This window comes from Mycobacterium sp. E3298 (genome assembly GCF_001666895.1).
Lineage (GTDB): Bacteria > Actinomycetota > Actinomycetes > Mycobacteriales > Mycobacteriaceae > Mycobacterium.
In genome coordinates, this window is record NZ_LZJB01000170.1 from 1 (window position 1) to 23,102 (window position 23,102).

Here is a 23,102-nt window from a genome sequence, read left to right on the forward strand (position 1 = left end):
ACTGCGTCAGCCGCAGCTTCATGATCTCCAGCGCGGCATACGGGATGACCATGCCGATCGCCACCTCGTTGGCCTGAATGTTGTAGGCGTGCGCGGCCACCCGGTGGTCGCCCGACGCGAGCAGGAACGCCCCCATCGCGATGGCGTGGCCGGTGCAGGCCATCACCACCGGCTTGGGATGCGACAACAGCCGGTAGGACAGTTCGAAGCCGCCGCGCAGCATGTCGATCGCCGGCTGCGCCTCGCCGGACGTCAGGATCTTCAGGTCGAACCCGCCGCTGAACACCCGCTCGTTGCCGGTGATCACCAGCGCCCCGGCGTTGTCCGCCTCGGCCCGGTCGATCGCCTCGCCCAGGGCCTGCTGCATCGTCGGGCCCAGGGCGTTGACCTTGCCGTCGTCCATCCGGATGACCGCGATCGAATCCTTGAGGCTGTAGTGGACCGGGCCGCTCATCGTTGCTGGGCTCCTTGCCGTCACGCCGGCTGGCTGTGGTGTTTGCCCAGGTCGTCCGGGGCCTCACTCCAGCGCAGGCTGACATCGGTGGGGTCGTCGAGCTGGCGGGTGCGCCATCTGTCCTGCGTTTCCCGCACGGCGCCGTTGATCCGTTCGATCTCGCTGCGGAACACCTCGGGGCGGGTTTCCTTGCTCGCGTAGTGGAAGTAGGTGAGCAGGCCGCGCAGCAGCTCCAGCTTCTGCTTCTCCCGCTTCGCCAGATCATGGGTGGTCATCAGCTCGATGCGCTGGACGGGCGGCAGGGAATCCCAGTCGAGCGTCACCTGAGTTTCCAGCGGACGGCGGTCGCGTTCCCAGAACCGCCAGCCGCGCGGACGCTCGGGTTGATCGAAATAGCTGATCGTGCCGGTGAAGCGGGACTCGATGCCGCTGCCTATCTCGGCGCGGTCCAGCGCCGAATCCCACACCATCCGCCATTCCTGGCCGGGGGCGAGGTACGGCAGCTCGCGGGGGAGCCGCAGTTCGACGACGTCGGCGTAGCCGTCGGTCGCGTTCTCGTACTCGGCCACCGTCGGCGGGTTGACGAACGAGAATGTGACGTCGTACGCCGCGGTCTGGCCGAAGTTCCTGACCACCAGCTCGATCACGTGCCAGTCGGCGGGGTGCGGTTCCATGAACATCGAGACCTGCGGGCGCGTCTGCTCCGCGGCCAGCCGGCGGTTGCGGGTGATCTGCCTGTTGGTGAAGACCAGGGTGATGGCGGCGAGCGCAATCGCCGCCCACGCCGCCCACGCAATCCAGGTGCTGGATCCGACGTTTGTGATCCCGTGCCAGCTGTCCTGGATCCACCCCATGGAATCCACCCTCCGCTTATATCACAGGCCGGTGGCCGGCCCGTTGTGGCCGAGCGACCGTCAGCCGCCCATCAACATTCGCCATTGGGCGAGGTCCGCGGCGCGATACACGTAGTTGGAACGCTTGACCTCCGACAGCGAAGCGCTCGGCTCCGCCGAATACCAGTGTCCCGGAAAGACCGTCGGGTCACCGGGCAGTGTCGCGAGTTGCTGCAGGCTGCGGTACATCTCGTCGGAGTCGCCGCCGGGAAAGTCGGTGCGCCCGCAGCCCTCCAGGAACAACGTGTCACCGGCGACCAGGCGACCGTCGAGCAGGAAGCACTGACTGCCGGGCGTGTGGCCGGGCGTGTGCAGCAACTCGATCTCGATGTCCCCGATGCTGACCTTGTCGTGATTCTCGTGGGCGGTGAGATCCCCGAGGCTGATCCCGGTCACCCGCGAAACCCATTGCGCCTCATGGGTATTGACGTGTACCGGCACAGCTTTGCGTTCCAGCAGCTCGGCCAGGCCCTGCAGCGAGAAGCCCATCATCGATCCGCCGACGTGATCGGGATGGTGATGGGTCACCAGCACTCCGGACAGGTGCATGCCGTCGGCCTCGAGCGTGTCGAGAAGATCACCGGCCGCGTACGCGGGGTCGACCACCACGCAGTCGCCCGTTTGGCGGTCGCCGATCAGGTAGGCGAAGTTGCGCATCTGGGTCGCGAACATGTCGCCGGCGGCGAAGTCGCGGCCGGAGAGCAGTTGGCGAAAGTACAGCCGGTCCGTTGACACGTGACCAGACTAGGGCGTGCCCGGCCGGGGGCCACGGCCCCGGCGTGAACTTTGCCGGACACCGCCCGCGAGCAGCGATTGGGCTCACGCCCGCTGGGTATTGTTGGCGCATGAGGAAGAAGGTCGAAATCGAGATCGACGTCGATCTGATCGACGAGGCGATCCGCCGCTTCCATCTGGCCGATGCCCGCGAGGCCGTCAACCTGGCATTGCGCACCCTGCTCACCGAGGCCGACGCCGACGAACCGGCCGAGGAGTACGACGAGTTCAGCGACCTGAGCGCCTGGCGGCCCCGTCCCAGCGGTGGCGCCGCCCCGTAGCGCCCGTGGGTTTGGTCCGGTTGCGGGCCAGGCTGTACCCTCTTTTAGGCCCGCGGCACCGCGTCCGATTCGGGTGAACGGCCCCCTTAGCTCAGTCGGTAGAGCGTTTCCATGGTAAGGAAAAGGTCAACGGTTCGATTCCGTTAGGGGGCTCGGCGGACGCCGAGCAGGCGTGGGCGGCCCTACCCCAAAAGGGGTGGCCAGAGGCGATGTAGCTCAGTCGGTTAGAGCGAACGACTCATAATCGTTAGGTCGCCGGTTCGAGTCCGGCCATCGCTACAACACAACAACGCGCACTTTTTAGAGAGTTGAGAGAGAACCGTCATGGCTTCCAGTACCGACGTCCGGCCGAAGATCACCTTGGCCTGCGAGGTGTGCAAGCACCGCAACTACATCACCAAGAAGAACCGCCGGAACGACCCGGACCGCATGGAACTGAAGAAGTTCTGCCCGAACTGCGGCAAGCACCAGGCCCACCGGGAAACGCGCTAGCGGCGACCCGCGACCCGTTATTCGCCCCTGACTAGGTAGATTTTAGAGCCGTGCCGTTAAGCGAGAGCATCGTCGGGATGCACTACCGCTATCCCGACCATTACGTCGTGGAGCGGGAGAAGATCCGTGAGTACGCCGTCGCCGTGCAGAACGACGACGCCATGTTCCTCGAGGAGAAGGCGGCCGCGGAGCTGGGCTATGCCGGCCTGCTGGCGCCGCTGACGTTCATCTGCGTATTCGGCTACAAGGCGCAGTCGGCGTTCTTCAAGCACGCGAACGTTGCCGTCCACGACGCGCAGATCGTGCAGGTCGACCAGGTGCTGAAGTTCATGGCGCCGATCGTGGCGGGCGACACGCTGTACTGCGACGTCTACGTCGACTCGATGCGGGTTTCGCACGGCACCCAGATCATCGTGACCAAGAACATCATCACCAACGAGGCCGGTGATGTTGTGCAAGAGACCTACACGACCCTGGCGGGCCGTGCGGGCGAGGATGGAGAAGAGGGATTTTCTGATGCCACTGCGTGAGTTCAGCTCGGTGAAGGTGGGCGATCAGCTCCCGGAGCGGACCTACCCGCTGACCCGTCAGGACCTGGTGAATTACGCGGGCGTCTCGGGTGACCTGAACCCGATCCACTGGGACGACGAGATGGCCAAGGTCGTCGGGCTGGACACCGCGATCGCGCACGGCATGCTGACCATGGGCATCGGCGGCGGCTATGTCACCGCGTGGATCGGTGACCCCGGCGCGGTCACCGAGTACAACGTGCGGTTCACCGCGGTGGTGCCTGTGCCCAACGACGGCATGGGCGCCGAGCTGGTCTTCAACGGCCGGGTGAAGTCGGCTGACCCGGAAACCAAGTCCGTGACCATCGCGTTGACGGCCACCACCGGCGGCAAGAAGATCTTCGGTAGGGCCATCGCGTCCGCGACCCTCGCGTAGCCCATGGCGCTCAAAACCGACATCCGCGGAATGATCTGGCGGTACCCGGACTACTTCGTCGTGGGCCGTGAACAACTCCGCCAGTTTGCGTTGGCCGTCAAGGACCGCCACCCGGCCCATTACAGCGAGGACGCGGCCGCCGAACTCGGCCACGACGCGATCCTGGCGCCGCTGACCTATGCGACGATCTTCGCCAAGCTGGTCCAGCTCGACTTCTTCCGCCACGTCGACATCGGCATGGAGACCCTGGTGATCGTCCAGGTCGACCAGCGGTTCGTTTTCTCCAGGCCGATCAAGGCCGGCGACAAGCTGTGGGCCCGGATGGACATCCACTCGGTCGACGAGCGGTTCGGCGCCGACATCGTGGTCACCAGGAACACCTGCACCGACGATGAGGGCCGGGTGGTCCTGCAGTCCTACACGACGCTGATGAGCCAGTACGCAGAGTCGGAGAACCTCAAATGGGACCCGGAGTCCGGCCAGGTCGTCAGGACGGCGTAATTAGTATCTGACTCCCGCGTCGATGTACACTCGGACCTCGGGGTTTTCCCAGCATCAGCGCGCTTTCCGGGATTCGAGCGATCGGAGGGCGCGCGTGTCATGTAAGCCCCGGTAGGTAAGCGCAGGTTGGCCTGCCAACCGCGAAGGGGCGTAGCTCAACTGGCAGAGCAGCGGTCTCCAAAACCGCAGGTTGCAGGTTCAAGTCCTGTCGCCCCTGCTGAACGCGACGTCTGGCGACGATGCGGGCCGCACCGGGCCCGAGGAGGAGCCGGACAATAGAAAGGCGTGCCATGGTGGACACTGGAATAGTGGCCGTCCACCACGGGACGGCCCGCGGGAGACCGGCAAACTTAAGGAGCATGCGGTGAGCGACGAAGGCGACGCTGCCAACGACGCCACAAGCGACGGCGCCGACAGGGAGGACGACCGCGCGAGCGGCGGCCGGACCGCTGTGGTGACGCGGCCGCAGCGCCCGACCGGCAAACGATCTCGGCAGCGAGCGGCCGACACGGGCCAGGACGTCGACGTAGAGTCGGCGGACGAGGCGGAGGCCGCCAAGGAGGACAAGGGCGCCAAAGCCAAGAAGGCCAAGAAGGGCAAGAAGCCGAAGAAGCCCGGAGACCGTTCGGCCAACCCGTTCGTCTTCGTCTTCAACTACCTCAAGCAGGTGGTTGCGGAGATGCGGAAGGTCATCTGGCCGAACCGCAAGCAGATGATCACCTACACGTCGGTGGTGCTGGCGTTCCTGGCCTTCATGGTGGCGCTGGTCGGCCTCGCGGATTTTGGCCTCACCAAGCTCGTGCTGCTGGTGTTCGGCTGAGCGATGGATAGAGAGGACTGAAAACCGTGACTACCTTCGACGGTGACACGTCCGCGGGTGAAGCGGTCGACGTAGAAGAGCGCACCGAGGACGCCGAGACCACGGAAACCTCGGCGGCCGAAGCCCCCGAGGAGTCGACCGAAGAGGTCGACCCGGCGGCCGCGCTCAAGGCGGAGCTGCGCAGCAAGCCGGGTGACTGGTACGTGATCCACTCCTACGCGGGATACGAGAACAAGGTCAAAGCCAATCTCGAGACCCGCGTGCAGAACCTGGACGTCGGCGACTACATCTTCCAGGTCGAGGTGCCCACCGAAGAGGTCACCGAGATCAAGAACGGCCAGCGCAAGCAGGTCAACCGCAAGGTGCTGCCGGGCTACATCCTGGTGCGCATGGACCTGACCGACGACTCGTGGGCCGCGGTCCGCAACACCCCCGGCGTCACCGGGTTCGTCGGCGCGACGTCGCGGCCGTCGGCCCTGACGCTTGACGACGTGGTCAAGTTCCTGCTGCCGCGTGGCGCGGCCAAGAAGGCCGCCAAGGGCGCGGCCACCACCGCCGCCGCCGCCGAGGCCGGCGGGCTGGAGCGGCCGGCCGTCGAGGTCGACTACGAGGTCGGCGAGTCGGTGACGGTCATGGACGGGCCGTTCGCGACCTTGCCCGCGACCATCAGCGAGGTCAACGGCGAACAGCAGAAGCTCAAGGTGCTGGTGTCGATCTTCGGCCGCGAGACGCCGGTGGAATTGACGTTCAGCCAGGTTTCGAAGATTTAGAACGTTAGCTAGGAAGGAACACCAACACCCATGGCCCCGAAGAAGAAAGTCGTTGGGCTGATCAAGCTGCAGATCGTGGCCGGGCAGGCCAACCCCGCCCCGCCGGTCGGACCCGCGCTCGGCCAGCACGGCGTCAACATCATGGAGTTCTGCAAGGCCTACAACGCTGCCACGGATAACCAGCGCGGCCAGGTCATCCCGGTGGAGATCACGGTCTACGAGGACCGCAGCTTCACCTTCGCGCTCAAGACGCCGCCGGCCGCCAAGCTGCTGCTCAAGGCCGCGGGCGTGGGCAAGGGCTCGGCCGAGCCGCACAAGACCAAGGTCGCCAAGGTCACCTGGGACCAGGTTCGCGAGATCGCCGAGACCAAGAAGACCGACCTCAACGCCAACGACATCGACGCGGCCGCCAAGATCATCGCCGGCACCGCCCGGTCGATGGGGATCACCGTCGAATAGGGACGAACTCAGCTAGACGTGGGAGGGCCAGCTTCGGCCCGACTAACCACAACCAACCACGAGATTGGATTGATCGAATGAGCAAGAACAGCAAGGCATACCGCGCCGCCGCCGAGAAGGTGGACCGCAACAACCTGTACAGCCCGCTGGAGGCGGCCAAGCTCGCCAAGGAGACCGCCTCGGCCAAGCAGGACGCGACGGTCGAGGTGGCGATCCGGCTCGGCGTCGACCCGCGCAAGGCGGACCAGATGGTCCGCGGCACGGTCAACCTGCCGCACGGCACCGGTAAGACCGCCCGGGTCGCGGTGTTCGCGGTCGGCGACAAGGCCGAGCAGGCGCAGGCCGCCGGGGCCGACATCGTCGGCAGCGACGACCTGATCGAGAAGATCCAGGGCGGCTTCCTGGACTTCGACGCCGCGATCGCGACGCCCGACCAGATGGCCAAGGTCGGGCGCATCGCCCGCGTCCTGGGTCCGCGCGGCCTGATGCCCAACCCCAAGACGGGTACCGTCACCCCGGACGTCGCGAAGGCGGTGGCCGACATCAAGGGCGGCAAGATCAACTTCCGCATCGACAAGCAGGCCAACCTGCACTTCGTCATCGGCAAGGCGTCCTTCGACGAGAAGGCCCTCGCGGAGAACTACGGCGCCGCCCTCGACGAGGTGCTGCGGCTCAAGCCGTCCGCCTCGAAGGGCCGTTACCTGAAGAAGATCACCGTGTCGACGACCACGGGCCCGGGCATCCCGGTGGACCCGTCGGTCACCCGGAACTTCGCCGAGGCCTGAGTCGCGGGGCGGCTACCCGCCGCACTCAGCGATGCGCCGCCGCAGGAACTCGCGGCCCGGCTCGGAACCGTTGACCGCCAACGCTTCTCGGTACCAGGTGACGGCATCGGCCGGCCTGCCGGCGCGCCGCAGCAGGTCGGCGCGCACCGTCGCGACCAGGTTGGAGCGGCTTAACCGGGCGTCGTGCGCCACCTCGTCCAGGGCGGCCAGGCCGGCGTCCGGGCCGTCGCGGAATCCGACCGCCAGGGCGCGGTTGGCGCGCACGACCGGCGAATCGGTCAGCCGCACCAGCCGGTCGTAGGCCGCGCAGATGGTGGCCCAGTCCGTCTTCTCCCAGGAGGGCGCCGTCGCGTGCACCGCGGCGATCACCGCCTGCGGGAGGTAGGGGCCGGTCGATCCCTCGGCCAGGCGAAGCCGATCCAGGCCCCGGGCGATGCGGCCGCGGTCCCACCGGCGGCGGTCCTGCTCCTCGAGCGGCACCAGCATCCCGGTGTCGCCCACCCGCGTGGCTCGCCGCGAATCGTGCAGCAGCATCAGGGCGGCCAGCGCGTGGGCCTCGGGTTCCTGCGGCATCAGCGCGCACAACTCGCCGGCCAGCCGGATCCCCTCGTCGCACAGTTCGTCGCGGATCGCCGACGGGCCGGCCGTCGACCAATACCCCTCGGTGAACACCGAATACACGCAACCCAGCACGTGCGGGGTGCGCTCACCCAGCAGCTCGGCCGGCGGCACCCGCAGCGGGATGTTCGCGTGCCGAATCTTGCTCTTGGCGCGCGTGATCCGCTGGCCGATCGCCGCGTCGGTCTGCAACAGCGCGCGGGCGATCTCGGTGACGGTCAACCCCGACACCAGCCGCAGGGTTAGCGCCAGCTGCGACTGGCGGTCCAGGGCGGGGTGCGCGCAGGTGAACATCATCCGCAGTTCGTCGTCGCGCACCGGAGACGGGTCGGTGTGATCGGTGCGCGCCCGGATTTCGTCGATCACGGCCGCCAATTCCTTTCCGGGGCGGATGGTTTCGCGACGCAGGCGATCGCGCGCCCGGTTGCGGGCGACGGTCACCAGCCAGCCGCCGGGATTGTCCGGCGGACCGTCGCGGCCCCAGCTGCGAAGCGCCTCGGCGCAGGCTTCCTGGACGGCGTCCTCCGCGACGGTGAGGTCGCCGGACCACCGCGCGAGCGCGGCGACGGCGGGCCCCCATTCCCGACGAAAGACGCCGTCCAGGTCGGACACCGGCGTCGCTCAGAGCCCCGAGAGCCCAGCCAGCTGCCGCACCTGCACCGTCGAGGCGGGGATCATCGACGCCAGCTTGACGGCCTCTTCGCGGTCCGCGGCACTCAACAGGTAGATCCCGGTGGCGATTTCGGCGCCCTCCACGTAGGGACCGTCGGTGATCAAAACCTCGCCGTCGCGCACCCGCACGGTCGTCGCCGTGGACCGATCGTGCAACGCGGCGCCGCCGATGATGTGATCACCCGCGGCCGCGTGGAGATCGGCGTGCTTCGCCGCCACCGCCTCCCACTCCGGTGTGCCCGGGGTGTGCGCGGATTCGGCCGGCTCCAGAAGCAGCGCGAGCCAGTCGTTGCCGGTGAGCTCGCGGGACAGCTCGACCGAGTGCACCGTGGGCCACACCTCGACCGCGCCGAACGTGGCGAGCGGGACGTCGCGCGCCAACGCCAGCGCCTCGTCGAGGTTTTCGGCCTCGAACAGGTAGAAGCCGCAGGCCACCTCGGCCGATTCGGCGAAGGGTCCGTCGGTGACCACCGGCGCGTCCGGGCCCCCGGTGATGACCGCCGCGGCGGCGGCGGGCGCCAGGGCGTCCCCGGATTTGATCGCCGCGCCGGCCTTGGCGTGGAACTTCCCCCAGGCGGCCATCGCGTCCGGGCCTTCGGGCGCGCGATCTTGTTCCCTGCTGATCAACAAGGCGAAGTACTGCATGTCTCGTCACCTCCAGATAGCGAGCGAAGCCCCGTGCTCCACTCTCTACCTATCCGACGAACGACGCAGCCCTAATCCGACAGGGGCGGCGAAAATCAGCTGACGGCTCCCGGCTTCAGGTACGTCACCAGGCTGACGTCGAGCGCCTCGTCGGTGAAGTAGTGCTCGCACCCGCGCAGGTACTTGATGTAGCGGTTGTAGACCTCTTCGGAGGTCACCTCGATGGCCTTGTCCTTATTCGCCTCGAGGTTGTCACCCCAGATGTGCAGCGTCTTGATGTAGTGCGGACGCAGCGAAAGCGGTTCGGGCACAACGAAGCCCGCCTTCTCGCCGTGGTCGACCATCATTTGGGTGGACGGCAGCCGGCCACCCGGGAAGATCTCGGTGATGATGAACTTGATGAACCGCGCCGTCTCGAAGGTCAGCTTCTTGCCGCGGGCGGCCAGTTCGTACGGGTGGAAGCTGACACTGCTCTGCACGGTCATCCGGCCGTCCTCGGGCATGATGTCGAACGTCCGCTTGAAGAAGTCGTCGTAGTTCTCGTGCCCGAAGTGCTCGAAGGCCTCGATCGACACGATGCGGTCGACGGGCTCGTTGAAGTCCTCCCAGTTCTGCAGCCGGACCTGGCGCGAACGGTCGCTGTCGATCGACGCCAACACCTGCTCGCAGCGGGCGTGCTGGTTCTTGGACAGCGTCAGACCGATGACGTTGACGTCGAACCGCTCGACGGCGCGCTTCATGGTGGTGCCCCAGCCGCAGCCGATGTCCAGCAGGGTCATGCCCGGCTTGAGGTCCAGCTGGTCCAGGTTCAGGTCGATCTTGGCGTATTGCGCCTCTTCCAGCGTCATGTCGTCGCGCGCGAAGTAGGCGCAGCTGTAGGTCCGCGTCGGGTCCTGGAACAGGGCGAAGAAGTCGTCGGAGACGTCGTAGTGCGCCTGGATGTCCTCGGGAGCCGTCCGAATCTTCGTCGGGCTAGCCGGTTGATCAGCCATTAGTCTTGTTCTCCTGGATGAAGTTCACTGCGTATTTCCCGCGCACTTGCCTCGGGTGTGACGTGCAACGATACCCAACCTTACTTTTGCAGCGTGAATTGGTTGCAGTCGATGTAGCCCGTACGGAAAGCCCTGGCACAGCCCGTCAGGTACCGCATGTAGCGCTCGTACACCTCCTCGGACTGGATCTCGACGGCCTCCTCCCTGCGCGCTCGCAGGGCCTCAGCCCACAGATCGAGGGTCCTGGCGAAGTCGGCCCGTAGCGACTGCACGCGGGTGACCCCGAAGCCGACCTTCGCCGCGTGCTGCTCGATGGTTTCGATCATCGGCAGGCGGCCGCCCGGGAAGATGTCGGTCACGATGAACCTGATGAACTTGGCGACCTCGATCGTCAGCGGCAGGCCGCGCTCGATGACCTGCTTTCCGTGCAACCCGGTGATCGAGTGCAGCAGCATCACGCCGTCGCCGGGCAGCGAGGTGTAGGCGAACTTGAAGAAGTCGTCGTAGCGGTGAAAGCCGAAGTGCTCCAACGCCTCGATGGTGACGATGCGGTCCACCGGTTCGCTGAACTCGGACCAGTCGCACAGCAGTACCCGCCGCGACCGGTGGGTGTCGATCCCGTCGAGCATCTGCTGGCAGAATGCGTGCTGGTTCCTGGACAGGGTCAACCCGACGACGTTGACGTCGTAGCGCTCCACGGCGCGTTTGAGCGCCGAACCCCAGCCGCAGCCGACGTCGAGCAGGGTCATCCCCGGCTGGAGCCCGAGCTTGTCCAGGGTCAGGTCGAGCTTGGCCAGCTGCGCTTCCTGAAGGGTCATGTCCGCGCGGGGGAAGTACGCGCAGCTATATGTCCGGGTCGGATCCTGGAAGAGCGCGAAGAATTCGTTCGAGAGGTCGTAGTGCGCCCGCACGTCGTCCGAGTTGCATCGCGCACGCGCAGCGCCGGCCGGGTTGTCAGACATCTGTCCTCCCCAGGGGACGGGCACCGATGGGGTGGCCGCCCACTCGGGGACGGTACTCGCCGGGGACCCGAAACGGCGCAGCGGCGCGCGCGTGCGCCGGAGTTTTTGCGCGCCGGCCGCTACTTGGTGAGCGTGTATTGGGCGACGTTCGAGATGCCCTTGCGGAACAGGTCCGCGCAGCCGGTCAGGTAGCGCATGAAGCGGTCGTAGACCTCGACGGACTGGATGGCGATGGCCTGTTCGCGGTTGGCCTCCAGATTGGCGGCCCAGGTGTCCAGCGTCCGGGCGTAATGCGGCTGCAGGTATTGGACCTGCTCGATCGAGAAGCCGCTGGCTTGCGCGAGGTCGACGATATCGGTCTCGCCGCACATCTGGCCGCCGGGGAAGATTTCCTTTCCCAGGAAATGGAAGAAACGCAGATCCGACATCGTGATTTGAATGCCGCGATCCTTCCACGACGACTGCGGATAGGTGAAGATGCTGTGCATCATCATCCGGCTGTTATCGGGCAGCGTCTTGTACGCCCAATCCCAGAAGGCGGGCCAGCGTTCCTTTTTGAAGGCGTCGAAGGCCTCGAAGCTCATGATCCGGTCGACCTGCTCGTCGAATTCTTCCCAGCCCTGCAGCCGGGCCTCGGCCCGCCGCGTCGTTCCGATCGCGGCCAGCCTCTCCTTGGTGCGGGCGTAATGGTTGCGGCTGAGCGTGATGCCGATGACGTTGACGTCGTACTTCTCGACCGCGCGGACCACGGCCCCGCCCCAGCCACAACCGACGTCGAGCACCGTCATTCCCGGCTCGAGCTTCAGCTTGTCCAGCCCCAGGTCGAGCTTGGCCAGCTGCGCCTCTTCCAGCGTCATGTCGTCGTTTTTGTAGTACGCGCAGGTGTACACCATGTTGGGGTCGAGAAACAGCGCGAAGAAGTCGTCTGAAATGTCGTAGGTTGCCTGCGACTCTTCGTAATACGGCTTCAGCTTGGCCATTGGTGGACCCACCTCCTTTGACAACCGTACAACCCGGCGACTCGGACTGAGATCGTAGGGGAAGCGTTTCGTTCGAGTGATTTTGGCTCAGCTCGCCTTGGCGAAGTTGCTCGTCAGCACGCCGATCACCTGATCCCACAACTGCTGTGGCAGATCATGTCCCATCCCGTCGAATAACACCAATCGAGCGCCGTCGATGGCCCTGGCCACCGCGCGGCCCCCGAAGGGGCGCATCAGCTTGTCGGCCCGGCCGTGGATCACCACGGTCGGTGCGGCGGTGCGCCGGTTGTAGTGCTTCAGGCTGCCGCTGCCCAGCACGGCGTCGAAGTGCCGGGCGACACCCCACGGGTAGTAGCTGCGTTCGTAGCTCTCGATGGCCTCGGCCCGCAGCTGCTCCTCGGGCGCCAGGTAGCGCTGGCTGCCGATGATCTTGCTGACCCGGATCGCGTTGTCGACGATCACGTCGCGTGGCGAGTCCGGCGCCGGGCCCTTGATCAGCGCGAGCAACTGGCGGGGGCCGGGCGGCGGCAGGCAGGCCGAATTGTTGCTGGAGAAGATGACGCCCAGGGTCTTGGTCCGCTCTCGGAATCGTGCGGCGAAGATCTGGGCGATCATGCCGCCCATCGACGCGCCCACGATGTGTGCGTGCTCGATCCCCAGGTGATCCAGGACGGCCGCGGCGTCGTCGGCCATGTCCTCGAGCTTGTACGGCGCGTCGCTCGGCAGCCCCAGCCAGGAGCGGGCCAACCGCGTCACCAGCGGCTGGCCCGAACCGCGGTGCCGGGTCTTACTCGACAGGCCGACGTCGCGGTTGTCGTACCGGATCACGCGCAGCCCGTGGTCGACCAGCCGCTCGCAGAAGGCGGTTCGCCACAGCACCAGCTGGGCGCCCAGCCCCATGATCAGCAGCACGGGCGGGTGGTCGATGTCGCCCATGTCCTCGTAGTACAGCTTCACCTCGCCGTCCGAGGTGGCGTGCCCGGTGCGGACCTCCATCAGACCTCTTCTGACTGGTGCTCGCGGCTCACCTCGACCATGAAGTTCGCGAAGTAGCCGGTCAGCTGCGGGTCGGACATCATCTGCCACTTCGGCGCCAGCAGCTTCATGTATCGCTCGACGTAGAGGAACTGCTTGCCGATCAGCACCAGCTCGCGGGGCAGCTTCACGTCGTAGGCGTCGGCCAGGGCCGACAGCTGCCGCCCGATGTCGGCGTAGGACATGTCGCCCAGCGTCTGCATGGTCAGCGGGGTGGCGAATTTCTCCAGGTCCTTGGCGGCCTGGGCCTCGGGCTTCATGGTGCCGACGGCGCCCATCAGCACCACGATCTTGCCCGCCGCGGCGTGGTCCTTCTTCACCAGCAGCGCGTACACCAGCTCGCGCAGCAGCCAGCGGGTGCGGGGATCGATGCGGCCCATGATCCCGAAGTCGAAGAACACGATGCGGCCCTCGTCGTCGACGTAGAGGTTGCCCGCGTGCAGGTCGCCGTGGAACAGTCCGTGCCGCAGCCCGCCCTCGAACAGCGAGAACAGCAGCGCCTTGACCAGCTCGGTCCCGTCGAACCCGGCCTTGCGGACGGCGGCGACGTCGTCGATGCGGATGCCCTGCACCCGCTCCATCGTCAGCACCCGGTCGCTGGTGAAGTCCCAGAACACCTGCGGCACCCGGATGTTGCGGCCCAGCGGCGAGGCGTGCAGGTGTGATACCCACGCCTCCATCGACTGCGCCTCGAGGCGGAAGTTCAGCTCCTCGGCCAGGTTGTCGGAGAAGTCGGCGACCACGTCCTGCGCGGAGAGCCGGCGGCCCAGCTTGGCCAGCTCGACGGCCTGGGCGAAGCGCTTGAGGATCTGCAGGTCGGCCGCGACGCGGCGGCGGATGCCCGGGCGCTGGATCTTGACGACGACCTCTTCCCCCGTGTGCAGCGTCGCGTAATGCACCTGGGCGATGGACGCCGACGCGAACGGCTCCTCCTCCCACTTGGCGAACAGCTCGGCGGGGTCGCCGCCGAGTTCCTCGACGAGCAGCTTGTGCACCTCCTCGGTGTCGGCGGGCGGCACCCGGTCGAGCAGGCCGCGGAACTCGCGGGACAGCGATTCGCCGAACGCCCCGGGGCTGGACGCGATGATCTGCCCGAATTTCACATACGTCGGGCCGAGGTCGGCGAAGGTCTGCGGGAGCTGCTTGATCACCTTCTGCTGCCACGGACCCTTGCCCGGCAGCTTGGTGATGACGCGCGCGGCGGTGCGGGTGACCTGCCAACCGGTGACGGCCACCCGGGCCGCTTCGATCGGCAGCGGCACCCGGTCAAGCCTGGCCACGTCTCGATGTTTGGTAGAGCTCATTCCAGCAGTCTGCCAAATCGGCGGTGTCGAGGCCCAATTCGCTGTGACGGCGCTCACCGAAAACTGCGGAGCGCCGAGCGTGCATTCATGGCGACAAACCGGCCCGCATTTCGCGCTGAGTGCACGTTCGGTGCGGGCCCGCGATCAGGGTCTCGCCCAGGGCTGCACCCAGCCCTCGATCGCCCAGCCCTCCAGCGCCGCGATCAACTCGTACATGGTGGCGCCGTCGATGGATTCGCGGACGATGTCGGCGTGCCCGGCGTGCCGGGCCAGCTCGTTGATGACGTGCAGGATCACCCAGCGCACCGACCAGGCCTCCTGGTTCTTCGGGAACCAGGGGATGTCCTTCGGCACCGGCACCGCGGCGTCGAGGTCCGCGGTCTCCACCAACCGCAGCGATTCCGCGTTCTGTTCTTCGAAGGCCCGCAGCAACCCGTCCAGCGTCTCGTCCGGCCGCATCACGTGCTGGTCGGCGAACTCCTGCGCGATCTGCTCGAACGGTCGCGGGTCTTTCGGCGGCGCGCCCGGCGCGGCGGCGACGCGTCCCATCCAGCTGCGCTGCATCGCGGTGACGTGCTTGATCAGCCCGCCGATCGACAGCGCGCTGACCGAGGGGGTGGACCGGGCCTGTTCGTCGGTGAGGCCGTAGCTGACCGCGAAGTAGGCGCTCTGGTGGAACGCCAGGTACTCGCGCAGGGCGCTGCGTTCGTCGGACACCGGCGGGGCGAGGGCGGGCATTAGCCGATCGTAGATGGCCGGCAGGCCGTAAAGTGCGGGGATGCAGCTGGTTTCGGCCCACTCGACCGAGCTGTTCGTCGGGCCGCGGGACGCTCCGGCGCAGCTGGCGCGGGTGACCGTCTCCGCGGTGACCGAGCCGACGCCGATCCGCATCGACGGGGACGGCGTGAGCGGGGAGGCGGTGGCCGTTGCCGGCGACGAGGTCGTCGAGGTCCCGGTCAGGGTGGACCGCCCGGTCGTCGGGCAGCGGCGGGCGACGCGGGCACTGGCCGCCGGCGCCCGGCAGCCGTTCGAGTTCGTCGTGGCCGAGCCCGGCTGGACGATGTTCATGGTCAGTCACTTCCACTACGACCCGGTGTGGTGGAACACCCAGGGCGCGTACACCAGCGAGTGGGTCTCCGACCCGCCGGGCCGGCAGACCAACAGCTTCGAGCTGGTCCACGCGCACCTGGAGATGGCCCGCCGCGAGCCGGAGTACAAGTTCGTGCTGGCCGAGGTCGACTACCTCAAGCCGTATTGGGACACCCACCCCGAGGACCGCGCCGACCTGCGCCGCTTCCTGGCGCAGGGCCGCGTGGAGGTGATGGGCGGCACCTACAACGAACCCAACACGAACCTCACCGGCCCGGAGACCACCATCCGAAACCTGGTGCACGGCATGGGGTTTCAGCGTCACGTCCTGGGCGCGGACCCGGCCACGGCCTGGCAGCTCGACGTGTTCGGCCACGACCCGCAATTCCCCGGGATGGCCGCCGACGCGGGCCTGACGTCGAGCTCGTGGGCCCGGGGTCCGCACCACCAGTGGGGCCCGGGCGGTGACGTCGACCGCATGCAGTTCTGCAGCGAGTTCGAGTGGATCGCGCCGTCGGGCCGCGGACTGCTGACCCACTACATGCCCGCGCACTACGGGGCGGGCTGGGGGATGGACGAGTCGGCATCGCTGGCCGAAGCCGAGGACGCCACCTACGCGCTGTTCCGTCGGCTCAAGCGGGTCGCGCTGACGCGCAACGTGCTGCTGCCGGTCGGCACCGACTACACGCCGCCGAACAAGTGGGTCACCGCCATCCACCGCGACTGGGCGGCTCGCTACGCCTGGCCGCGCTTCGTGTGCGCACTGCCACGGGAGTTCTTCGCGGCCGTGCGCGCCGAGTTGGCCGAGCGCGGGCACGTCCCGTCGCCGCAGACCCGCGACATGAACCCGATCTACACCGGCAAGGACGTGTCCTACATCGACACCAAGCAAGCCAACCGGGCCGCGGAGAACGCCGTCCTGGAAGCCGAGCGGTTCGCCGTGTTCGCCGGGCTGACGGCCGGCGCCGAGCACCCGCAGGCAGCCCTGGCCAAGGCGTGGGTGCAGCTGGCGTACGGGGCGCATCACGACGCCATCACCGGGTCGGAGTCCGACCAGGTGTACCTCGACCTGCTGACCGGCTGGCGCGACGCGTGGGAGTTGGGCCGCGCGACCCGCGACGCCGCGCTGGCGCTGTTGTCCCGCGCGCTCGGCGGGGACGTCGTGGTGTGGAACCCGTTGTCGCGGCAGCGCACCGACATCGTCACCGCGCGGCTGGACGCGCCACTCGGGGCCGGGGTGCGGGTGCTGGACACGGACGGCAGCGAGCTGCCCGCACACGTCGGCGATGAGGGCCGGTCGGTCAGCTGGCTGGCGCGCGACGTGCCGTCGCTGGGCTGGCGGGCCTACCGGCTCGTTCCCGGCGACGGCCCGGCCGGCTGGGAGGAGGTGCCCGGCACGGCGATCGCCGGCGAGCGCTACCGCGTCGAGGTCGACCCGGCGCGTGGCGGGGGAGTGGTTTCCCTCAGCCACGACGGCCGGGAGCTGATCGCCGACGGCCGGGTGGGCAACGAGCTGGCCGTCTACGAGGAATACCCGTCGCACCCGACGCAGGGCGAGGGGCCGTGGCACCTACTGCCGAAGGGGCCGGTGGTGTGTTCGTCGGAGTCGCCGGCCCGGGCGCGGGCCTTCCGCGGCCCGTTGGGGCAGCGGCTGGTCGTCACCGGCCGGATCGGCGCGCTGCTGCGCTACACGCAGACCATCACCCTGTGGCACGGCGTCGAGCGGGTGGACTGCCGCACGACCATCGACGAGTTCACCGGGGCCGACCGGCTGGTGCGGCTGCGCTGGCCCTGCCCGGTGCCCGGCGCCATGCCGGTCAGCGAGGTGGGCGACGCCGTCGTGGGGCGGGGCTTCGCCCTGTTGCATGACGGCGCCCGCTCGGTGGACACCGCGCAGCACCTCTGGACGCTGGACAACCCGGCGTACGGCTGGTTCGGCCTGTCGTCGGCGGCGCGCGTTCGGGTGGGCCCGCCGCACGGCCAGGCCGTGCGGGCGATCTCGGTGGCCGAGGTGGTGACGCCGGACGAGGCGGTGTCGGGACCGCTGGCGCGCGAGCTGATGGTCGCCCTGGTGCGCGCCGGGGTGACGGCCACCTGCAGCGGCGCGGACAAGTCCCGCTACGGCGACCTCGACGTCGATTCGAACCTGCCCGACGTGCGGATCGCGCTGGGCGGGCCGGCCCGCAACGCCTTCACCAAGACGGTGCTGGCGCAGGCCGATCCGGTGTACGCCGAGGAGCTCGACCGCCAGTTGGCGACGGCGGGCCGGGCCGCGGTCTGGGTGCCGGCCGCGGCGCCGTTGGCGAAGGTGTGGGTGCCCGGCGCCGACCTGCGCGCGCCGGCGGCGCTGCCGGTGCTGGTGATCGCCGGCCGCGACGAGCCGGGCCTGGCGGCCGCGATCGCGGCGGTGGCCGACGACCTCCGCGACGCCGAAATCGTCGTCACCCAGCGAGCACCGGCGGGCACCGACGAGTTCGACGACCGCACCGTCGCCCTGCTCAACCGCGGCGTCCCCAGCTTCGCCGTCGACTCCGAGGGCACGCTGCACACCGCGTTGATGCGCTCCTGCACCGGCTGGCCGTCGGGCACCTGGATCGACGAGCCACGCCGCACCGCCCCGGACGGCTCGAACTTCCAACTCCAGCACTGGACGCACGCCTTCGATTACGCGCTGGTCTGCGGCGACGGTGACTGGCGGCGTGCCGAAATCCCGAGCCGCAGCGCGCAGTTCGGCCATCCGCTGCTCGCCGTCCCCGCGGGCGGGGCGGGCGGCGCGGCGCCCGCGGCCGGGTCACTGCTGCGCGTCGAACCCGCCGACCGGGTGCAGCTGGCCGCCGTGAAGGCGGCCGGCAACCCGCTCACGGCGGGCAGCGCCCGGCCGGTCGATCCGCGCGCGGTGGCGCTGCGCCTGGTGGAGACGACGGGGGAGCGGGCCGACGTGGTGATCGGCTCCGACGTCGGCGAACTCGCCGACATCCGCCCGGCCGACCTGCTCGAAACCGCGCGCGACGGCCGCCCGCTCGACCTGCACGGCTACCAGGTCGCCACCGTGCTGGCCCGTTTCGATACCCCGCGCGCGCCGGCGGCGTCGGTCGCGCTGGCCCCGCACGCGGAAACCGCCCAGCCGTTGTACGCGCGCTATTGGCTGCACAACCGGGGCCCCGCGCCGCTGGGTGGGCTGCCGGCCGTCGCGCATCTGCATCCCGTGCGGGCGCCCGCCGAGCCGGGCGGCGAGGTCGTGCTGCGGCTCACCGCGGTCAGCGACTGCAGCGATGCCACGCTGACCGGCACGGTCACCGTGGTCTGCCCGGAGGGCTGGTCGGCCAAGCCCGACGAACTCCCCTTCACGCTGCGCAGCGGCGACTTCCGGGAGGCCGACGTGGCGGTGTCGGTGCCCGCCCACGCCCGCCCGGGGCGCTACCCGGTCAGGGCCCAGCTCCGCATCGCCGGCGACGAGGCCCCGGCCGCGTGGCGACAGACGGTCGAGGACGTGTGCCTCGTCGAGGTCGGCGCGACCGACGAGGGGGAGCTGATTTACCTCGCCGAGGGGCCCGCCGACGTCGAGTTGGCAGCCGGGGCCACGGCGGCGCTGACCGTCACGGTCGGCAGCCGCGCCGGGGCGGACCTCGCGCTCGAGGCTCATCTGATCAGCCCGTGGGGAACCTGGGAGTGGCTGGGCCCCGCCGCGGCGGGCGCGGTCCTGCCCGCCCGCGGCAGCGCCCGCCTCCGTTTTTCGGTGACCCCGCCGCCCTGGCTGGAGCCGGGCCGGTGGTGGGCCCTGGTTCGGGTCGGCTGCGCCGGCCGGCTGGTCTACACCCCGGCGATCAGGGTGACCGTGACATGAGCGAGGTCGCGACGGTCGCCGGCGTTGCGGTCCCGGTCGACGAGGTCGACGCCGCCGAAACGCGGCTGCGCGCCCGGCGGGGCGCGGCCGCACTGCCGGCCGTCGGCACCGCCGAGGGGCGTCAACTGCGGCGCTGGCTGACCCAGCTGATCGTGACCGAGCGGGTCGTCGCCGCCGAGGTCGAGGCCCGCGGCCTGCGCGGGCGGGGCGCGCCGAGCGAGGAGGAGCTGCTGCCCGACGCGACGGCCCGGCTGGAGATCGGCAGCGTCGCGGCCGCCGTGCTGGCCGACCCCCGCGCGCGGGCGCTGTTCGCCGACGTCACCGCCGCCGTGCGGGTCCCCGACGAGGAGGTGGCCTCCTACCACGCCCGCAACCCGTTGCGGTTCGCCGCGCCGGGCCGCGATTCGCACGGCTGGCGGTCGCCGCCGGCCACGCCGCAGCTGGACGACGTGCGGTCGGCGATCGCCGGCCATCTGCTCGGCGCCGCGCGCCGCCGCGCCTTCCGGGTGTGGCTGGACGCGCGGCGGGCCGCGCTGGTGCGGCTCGCTCCCGGCTACGAGCATCCCGGCGACCCCCGCCAACCCGACAACACCCACCGGCACTGATCGCGATGCTCACCCTCTGCCTGGACATCGGCGGCACCAAGATCGCCGCCGGCCTCGCCGACCCCGACGGCGCGCTGGTGCACACCGTCGTCCGGCCCACGCCGGGCGGCGGCGCGGCTGAGGAGGTGTGGGCCGCTCTCCATGCGGCGATCGCCGACGCGCTGCGCGCGGCCGGCGGTGCGGTCGCCGCGGTGGGCATCGGGTCGGCCGGCCCCATCGACGTGCGCGCCGGAACCGTCAGCCCCGTCAACATCAAAGGCTGGCAACGGTTCCCGCTGCGCGACCGCGTCGCGGCCGCGGTGCCGGGCGTGCCCGTGCGGCTCGGCGGCGACGGCCTGTGCATGGCGCTGGGCGAGCACTGGCGTGGCGCGGGCCGCGGCGCGGACTTCCTGCTGGGCATGGTGGTGTCCACCGGGGTGGGCGGCGGGCTGGTGCTCGGCGGCGTCCCGTACACCGGCCGCACCGGCAACGCCGGCCACGTCGGGCACGTGGTGGTGGAGGACGGCGGTCCGCCCTGCGTGTGCGGCGGGCGCGGCTGCGTCGAGGCGATCGCGTCCGGGCCGTCCATGGTGCGCTGGGCGCGGGCCAACGGGTGGTCCGCCCCGCCCTCGGCCGGCGCCCGCGACCTGGCCGCCGCGGCGGCGGCCGGGGATCCGTTGGCGGGCCGGGCATTCCGCCGGGGTGCCACCGCGCTCGCGGCGATGATCGCCTCGGTCGGCGCGGTCTGCGACCTGGATCTCGTCGTCATCGGGGGAGGCGTCGCCAACTCCGGTGGCCTGCTCTTCGACCCCCTGCGGGAGAAGCTGGCCGAGTACGCCCGGCTGGACTTCCTGGCCGGCCTGCGGGTGGTGTCCGCCGAACTCGGCGGCGAGGCGGGCCTGGTCGGCGCGGCCAGGCTGGCCGGCCTGCGCTGACCGCACGACGGCCGCCGTTTTGGCTGACGGGGGCGGGTCAGGCTATCCTGGTGCCCGATCCACCGAAGACCGTCGGTCACCGAGCAATCGGTTGAAGGTCCGGGAGCATCCCGGCGGCCCACGCAGGAGGACGAGGCAGCAGCGCCGGCCCGCGCCGGCGCGCGTTCACGCCCCGGCCGCATCCTGCGCCGGGGCGTTCGTCGTTCCACGGGTGATCACAGACGACACGTCGCATGGCTTTCACTTCAGGAGGTACGCATGGCCAGGGCTGACAAAGCCACCGCCGTTGCCGACATCGCCGAGCAGTTCAGGGAGGCGACCGCGACCCTGATCACCGAGTACCGCGGGTTGACCGTGGCGAACCTGGCCGAGCTGCGCCGGTCGCTCAGCGGCTCGGCCACCTACTCGGTGGCCAAGAACACGCTGATCAAGCGGGCGGCGTCCGAGGCGGGCGTCGAAGGCCTCGACGAGCTGTTCGCCGGGCCGACCGCGATCGCATTCGTCACCGGCGAGCCGGTCGACGCCGCCAAGGCCATCAAGACCTTCGCCAAGGACAACAAGGCGCTGGTCATCAAGGGCGGCTACATGGACGGTCGCGCGCTGACCGTCGCCGAGGTCGAGCGCATCGCCGACCTCGAGTCGCGCGAGGTGCTGCTGGCCAAGCTGGCCGGCGCCATGAAGGGCAACCTCGCCAAGGCGGCCGGCCTGTTCGCCGCCCCGACCTCGCAGATGGCCCGCCTGTTGGCCGCCCTGCAGGAAAAGAAGCCCGCCGAGCCGGAGCCCGCCGCTCCGGTCGCGGAAGCCCCGGCGGCGCCCGCAGAAGAAACCCCCGAGGCACCGGCCGAAACGGCCGAGGCACCGGCCGAAGCCGAATAAAAACCAACCCGCAAACCTGGGAACACAAGGAAGGACCCACACCATGGCGAAAATGTCCACCGACGACCTGCTCGACGCCTTCAAGGAAATGACCCTGTTGGAGCTCTCCGACTTCGTCAAGAAGTTCGAGGAGACCTTCGAGGTCACCGCGGCCGCCCCGGTCGCCGTCGCCGCGGCCGGCCCGGCCGCCGGTGGCGCCCCCGCCGAGGCCGCCGAGGAGCAGTCGGAGTTCGACGTCATCCTCGAGGCCGCCGGCGACAAGAAGATCGGCGTCATCAAGGTCGTCCGCGAGATCGTCTCCGGCCTGGGCCTCAAGGAGGCCAAGGACCTGGTCGACGGCGCACCCAAGCCGCTGCTGGAGAAGGTCGCCAAGGAGGCCGCCGACGAGGCCAAGACCAAGCTCGAGGCCGCCGGCGCCACCGTCACCGTCAAGTAGCTCCACGCCGAAACCCCCGGGACCGCCCTGCGGCTCCCGGGGGTTTCGTGGTCCTCAGCGCGTGGACTGCACCGACAGGGCGATCCGCTCGGCGGAATCACCCAGTGCTACAAGCAAATTGGTGAACATCGAGATGAGCACCGGCGCGACGGCCGCGCCGTCGTCGCCGTAGAAGCCGGCCAGCTCCAGCATCACGAAGCCGTGCACCTGGGACCAGAACTGGGCCGCGGTGGCGACGATCGTCGGGTCGTCGTCCGGGGCGCAGGCGGTGATGCGGCCGGCGAGTATCGATCGGCGGACCGCCCGGACGACGTGCACGAAGCCGGGCACGTCCTGCTCGATCTCGTCGACCGTCAGCGTCAACACGTTGCCCGCGGGGGCGTTGATGCCGTGCGCGCTGGTGCTGCCGAACATCAGCCGATACATGTGCGGGTGCCTGATGGCGTAGCGCCGGTAGGCCGCACCGATGACGAACAGGTCGGCGACCGGATCGTCGGTCGCGGGCACCGCCAGCGCGGCGTCGAACTGGCGCAAGCCCTCTTCGGCCACCTCGGCGATCAGGCCGCGCATCCCGCCGAAGTGGGTGTACACCGCCATCGTCGACGTTCCGGCCTCGCCGGCGACCTTGCGGGTCTGCAGCGCGTCCGGGCCGTGCTCGTGCAGCAGGCCGACCGCGGCGCGCAGCATCTCGTCGCGGACGCCGCGCTGCCCTCGAGTCAATTCCGAAGTCATCGTTGCCATCCTCCCATCCGTGGCGTAGCGTCAAAATAACAGCGTCATATCAATGTTATAGGAGCTCAGCGATGACTGTCGCGCACACCGCCGAAACCCGGAACCAGTACCTCGAGGGCCTGCTGGCGCCGGTGGGCGCCGAGGTGACCGCGACCGACCTGCCGGTCACCGGACGCATCCCCGAACACCTCGACGGCCGCTACCTGCGCAACGGTCCCAACCCC

26 protein-coding genes, 3 tRNA genes and 1 pseudogene are annotated in these 23,102 nt (G+C 69.2%); 18 read left to right on the forward strand and 12 right to left on the reverse strand.

Going from position 1 to position 23,102, the window contains the following annotated elements; translation table 11 throughout:
- From A9X05_RS07820 to A9X05_RS07830, 3 genes are all read right to left on the reverse strand, one after another.
- The coding region (locus A9X05_RS07820; RefSeq protein WP_156736551.1) for a crotonase/enoyl-CoA hydratase family protein at positions 1–454 on the reverse strand (454 nt) is incomplete at its 3' end.
- A 20-nt stretch (positions 455–474) separates the two neighbouring features.
- Positions 475–1,308: a hypothetical protein gene (locus A9X05_RS07825; protein WP_067780481.1), complete on the reverse strand. Its 834-nt coding sequence runs from the start codon at positions 1,306–1,308 to the stop codon at positions 475–477.
- A gap of 60 nt (positions 1,309–1,368) precedes the next feature.
- Positions 1,369–2,082, reverse strand: coding sequence for an MBL fold metallo-hydrolase (locus A9X05_RS07830; RefSeq protein ID WP_067780484.1), 714 nt, complete (start codon positions 2,080–2,082; stop codon positions 1,369–1,371).
- Positions 2,083–2,192: 110 nt separating this feature from the next.
- Here A9X05_RS07830 and A9X05_RS07835 point away from each other — a divergent pair, with 110 nt between their 5' ends.
- The 12 genes from A9X05_RS07835 to rplA all read left to right on the forward strand — a co-directional run bounded on the left by A9X05_RS07835 (position 2,193) and on the right by rplA (position 7,174).
- Positions 2,193–2,402: a type II toxin-antitoxin system VapB family antitoxin gene (locus A9X05_RS07835; protein ID WP_067757413.1), complete on the forward strand. Its 210-nt coding sequence runs from the start codon at positions 2,193–2,195 to the stop codon at positions 2,400–2,402.
- An 80-nt stretch (positions 2,403–2,482) separates the two neighbouring features.
- Positions 2,483–2,555, forward strand: a tRNA-Thr gene (locus A9X05_RS07840).
- A 52-nt stretch (positions 2,556–2,607) separates the two neighbouring features.
- Positions 2,608–2,681 (forward strand) — tRNA-Met (locus A9X05_RS07845).
- A gap of 45 nt (positions 2,682–2,726) precedes the next feature.
- A complete protein-coding gene (gene rpmG / locus A9X05_RS07850) occupies positions 2,727–2,894 on the forward strand; it encodes a 50S ribosomal protein L33 (RefSeq protein WP_007167776.1) in 168 nt (55 codons plus the stop codon).
- 50 nt (positions 2,895–2,944) lie between these two features.
- The gene (gene hadA, locus A9X05_RS07855; RefSeq protein WP_067757420.1) at positions 2,945–3,424 is read left to right on the forward strand and encodes a (3R)-hydroxyacyl-ACP dehydratase subunit HadA; all 480 of its coding nucleotides are present in this window, start codon (positions 2,945–2,947) and stop codon (positions 3,422–3,424) included.
- Positions 3,411–3,839: a (3R)-hydroxyacyl-ACP dehydratase subunit HadB gene (hadB, locus tag A9X05_RS07860; RefSeq protein WP_067780486.1), complete on the forward strand. Its 429-nt coding sequence runs from the start codon at positions 3,411–3,413 to the stop codon at positions 3,837–3,839. Before hadA ends, hadB begins: the two co-directional genes overlap by 14 nt.
- A gap of 3 nt (positions 3,840–3,842) precedes the next feature.
- Entirely contained in the window at positions 3,843–4,340 is a 498-nt protein-coding gene (hadC, locus tag A9X05_RS07865; RefSeq protein WP_067780489.1) for a (3R)-hydroxyacyl-ACP dehydratase subunit HadC, read from the forward strand.
- A gap of 144 nt (positions 4,341–4,484) precedes the next feature.
- A tRNA-Trp gene (locus A9X05_RS07870) sits at positions 4,485–4,557 on the forward strand.
- Between the two features lie 147 nt (positions 4,558–4,704).
- Positions 4,705–5,160 (forward strand): preprotein translocase subunit SecE, encoded by a 456-nt coding sequence (secE, locus tag A9X05_RS07875; protein ID WP_067780491.1) that lies wholly within the window; start codon positions 4,705–4,707, stop codon positions 5,158–5,160.
- A gap of 26 nt (positions 5,161–5,186) precedes the next feature.
- Positions 5,187–5,930 (forward strand): transcription termination/antitermination protein NusG, encoded by a 744-nt coding sequence (gene nusG / locus A9X05_RS07880; RefSeq protein ID WP_067757427.1) that lies wholly within the window; start codon positions 5,187–5,189, stop codon positions 5,928–5,930.
- Between the two features lie 30 nt (positions 5,931–5,960).
- Complete coding sequence (gene rplK, locus A9X05_RS07885; RefSeq protein WP_067780493.1) at positions 5,961–6,389, forward strand: 50S ribosomal protein L11; 429 nt, start codon at positions 5,961–5,963, stop codon at positions 6,387–6,389.
- A gap of 77 nt (positions 6,390–6,466) precedes the next feature.
- Positions 6,467–7,174, forward strand: a complete 708-nt coding sequence (rplA, locus tag A9X05_RS07890; RefSeq protein WP_007167783.1) for a 50S ribosomal protein L1 — start codon at positions 6,467–6,469, stop codon at positions 7,172–7,174.
- A gap of 12 nt (positions 7,175–7,186) precedes the next feature.
- Here the strand turns inward: rplA and A9X05_RS07895 are convergent, their stop codons facing one another.
- From A9X05_RS07895 to A9X05_RS07930, 8 genes are all read right to left on the reverse strand, one after another.
- Positions 7,187–8,404: an RNA polymerase sigma factor gene (locus A9X05_RS07895; RefSeq protein ID WP_067780495.1), complete on the reverse strand. Its 1,218-nt coding sequence runs from the start codon at positions 8,402–8,404 to the stop codon at positions 7,187–7,189.
- A 9-nt stretch (positions 8,405–8,413) separates the two neighbouring features.
- On the reverse strand, positions 8,414–9,109 hold the full coding sequence (locus A9X05_RS07900) for a YciI family protein (protein WP_067757431.1): 696 nt from the start codon (positions 9,107–9,109) through the stop codon (positions 8,414–8,416).
- Positions 9,110–9,204: 95 nt separating this feature from the next.
- Complete coding sequence (gene mmaA4 / locus A9X05_RS07905) at positions 9,205–10,101, reverse strand: hydroxymycolate synthase MmaA4 (RefSeq protein WP_067757433.1); 897 nt, start codon at positions 10,099–10,101, stop codon at positions 9,205–9,207.
- An 80-nt stretch (positions 10,102–10,181) separates the two neighbouring features.
- On the reverse strand, positions 10,182–11,063 hold the full coding sequence (locus tag A9X05_RS07910; RefSeq protein WP_067780499.1) for a cyclopropane mycolic acid synthase family methyltransferase: 882 nt from the start codon (positions 11,061–11,063) through the stop codon (positions 10,182–10,184).
- A 119-nt stretch (positions 11,064–11,182) separates the two neighbouring features.
- Positions 11,183–12,043: a cyclopropane mycolic acid synthase family methyltransferase gene (locus tag A9X05_RS07915; protein WP_067757436.1), complete on the reverse strand. Its 861-nt coding sequence runs from the start codon at positions 12,041–12,043 to the stop codon at positions 11,183–11,185.
- 87 nt (positions 12,044–12,130) lie between these two features.
- Positions 12,131–13,039, reverse strand: a complete 909-nt coding sequence (locus tag A9X05_RS07920; RefSeq protein ID WP_067757439.1) for an alpha/beta fold hydrolase — start codon at positions 13,037–13,039, stop codon at positions 12,131–12,133.
- Entirely contained in the window at positions 13,039–14,382 is a 1,344-nt protein-coding gene (locus A9X05_RS07925; protein ID WP_067780501.1) for an AarF/ABC1/UbiB kinase family protein, read from the reverse strand. Before A9X05_RS07925 ends, A9X05_RS07920 begins: the two co-directional genes overlap by 1 nt.
- Before the next feature lie 144 nt (positions 14,383–14,526).
- The gene (locus A9X05_RS07930) at positions 14,527–15,099 is read right to left on the reverse strand and encodes a DinB family protein (RefSeq protein ID WP_067780520.1); all 573 of its coding nucleotides are present in this window, start codon (positions 15,097–15,099) and stop codon (positions 14,527–14,529) included.
- A 61-nt stretch (positions 15,100–15,160) separates the two neighbouring features.
- Here A9X05_RS07930 and A9X05_RS07935 point away from each other — a divergent pair, with 61 nt between their 5' ends.
- The 5 genes from A9X05_RS07935 to rplL all read left to right on the forward strand — a co-directional run bounded on the left by A9X05_RS07935 (position 15,161) and on the right by rplL (position 22,146).
- Positions 15,161–19,315, forward strand: coding sequence for an NEW3 domain-containing protein (locus tag A9X05_RS07935; protein ID WP_067780507.1), 4,155 nt, complete (start codon positions 15,161–15,163; stop codon positions 19,313–19,315).
- On the forward strand, positions 19,312–19,920 hold the full coding sequence (locus A9X05_RS07940; RefSeq protein WP_067780510.1) for a malonyl CoA-ACP transacylase: 609 nt from the start codon (positions 19,312–19,314) through the stop codon (positions 19,918–19,920). The genes A9X05_RS07935 and A9X05_RS07940 overlap by 4 nt, the downstream gene beginning before the upstream one ends.
- A gap of 5 nt (positions 19,921–19,925) precedes the next feature.
- Positions 19,926–20,834, forward strand: coding sequence for an ROK family protein (locus tag A9X05_RS07945; RefSeq protein WP_067780515.1), 909 nt, complete (start codon positions 19,926–19,928; stop codon positions 20,832–20,834).
- A gap of 258 nt (positions 20,835–21,092) precedes the next feature.
- Positions 21,093–21,710, forward strand: a complete 618-nt coding sequence (gene rplJ, locus A9X05_RS07950) for a 50S ribosomal protein L10 (RefSeq protein ID WP_067757458.1) — start codon at positions 21,093–21,095, stop codon at positions 21,708–21,710.
- A 43-nt stretch (positions 21,711–21,753) separates the two neighbouring features.
- On the forward strand, positions 21,754–22,146 hold the full coding sequence (gene rplL / locus A9X05_RS07955) for a 50S ribosomal protein L7/L12 (RefSeq protein WP_055401244.1): 393 nt from the start codon (positions 21,754–21,756) through the stop codon (positions 22,144–22,146).
- 53 nt (positions 22,147–22,199) lie between these two features.
- Here the strand turns inward: rplL and A9X05_RS07960 are convergent.
- Positions 22,200–22,878, reverse strand: a pseudogene (locus tag A9X05_RS07960) (TetR/AcrR family transcriptional regulator); the annotation flags it as partial.
- 71 nt (positions 22,879–22,949) lie between these two features.
- Here A9X05_RS07960 and A9X05_RS30935 point away from each other — a divergent pair.
- Positions 22,950–23,102: carotenoid oxygenase family protein (locus tag A9X05_RS30935; RefSeq protein WP_197498967.1), on the forward strand; the 153-nt coding region annotated here is incomplete at its 3' end.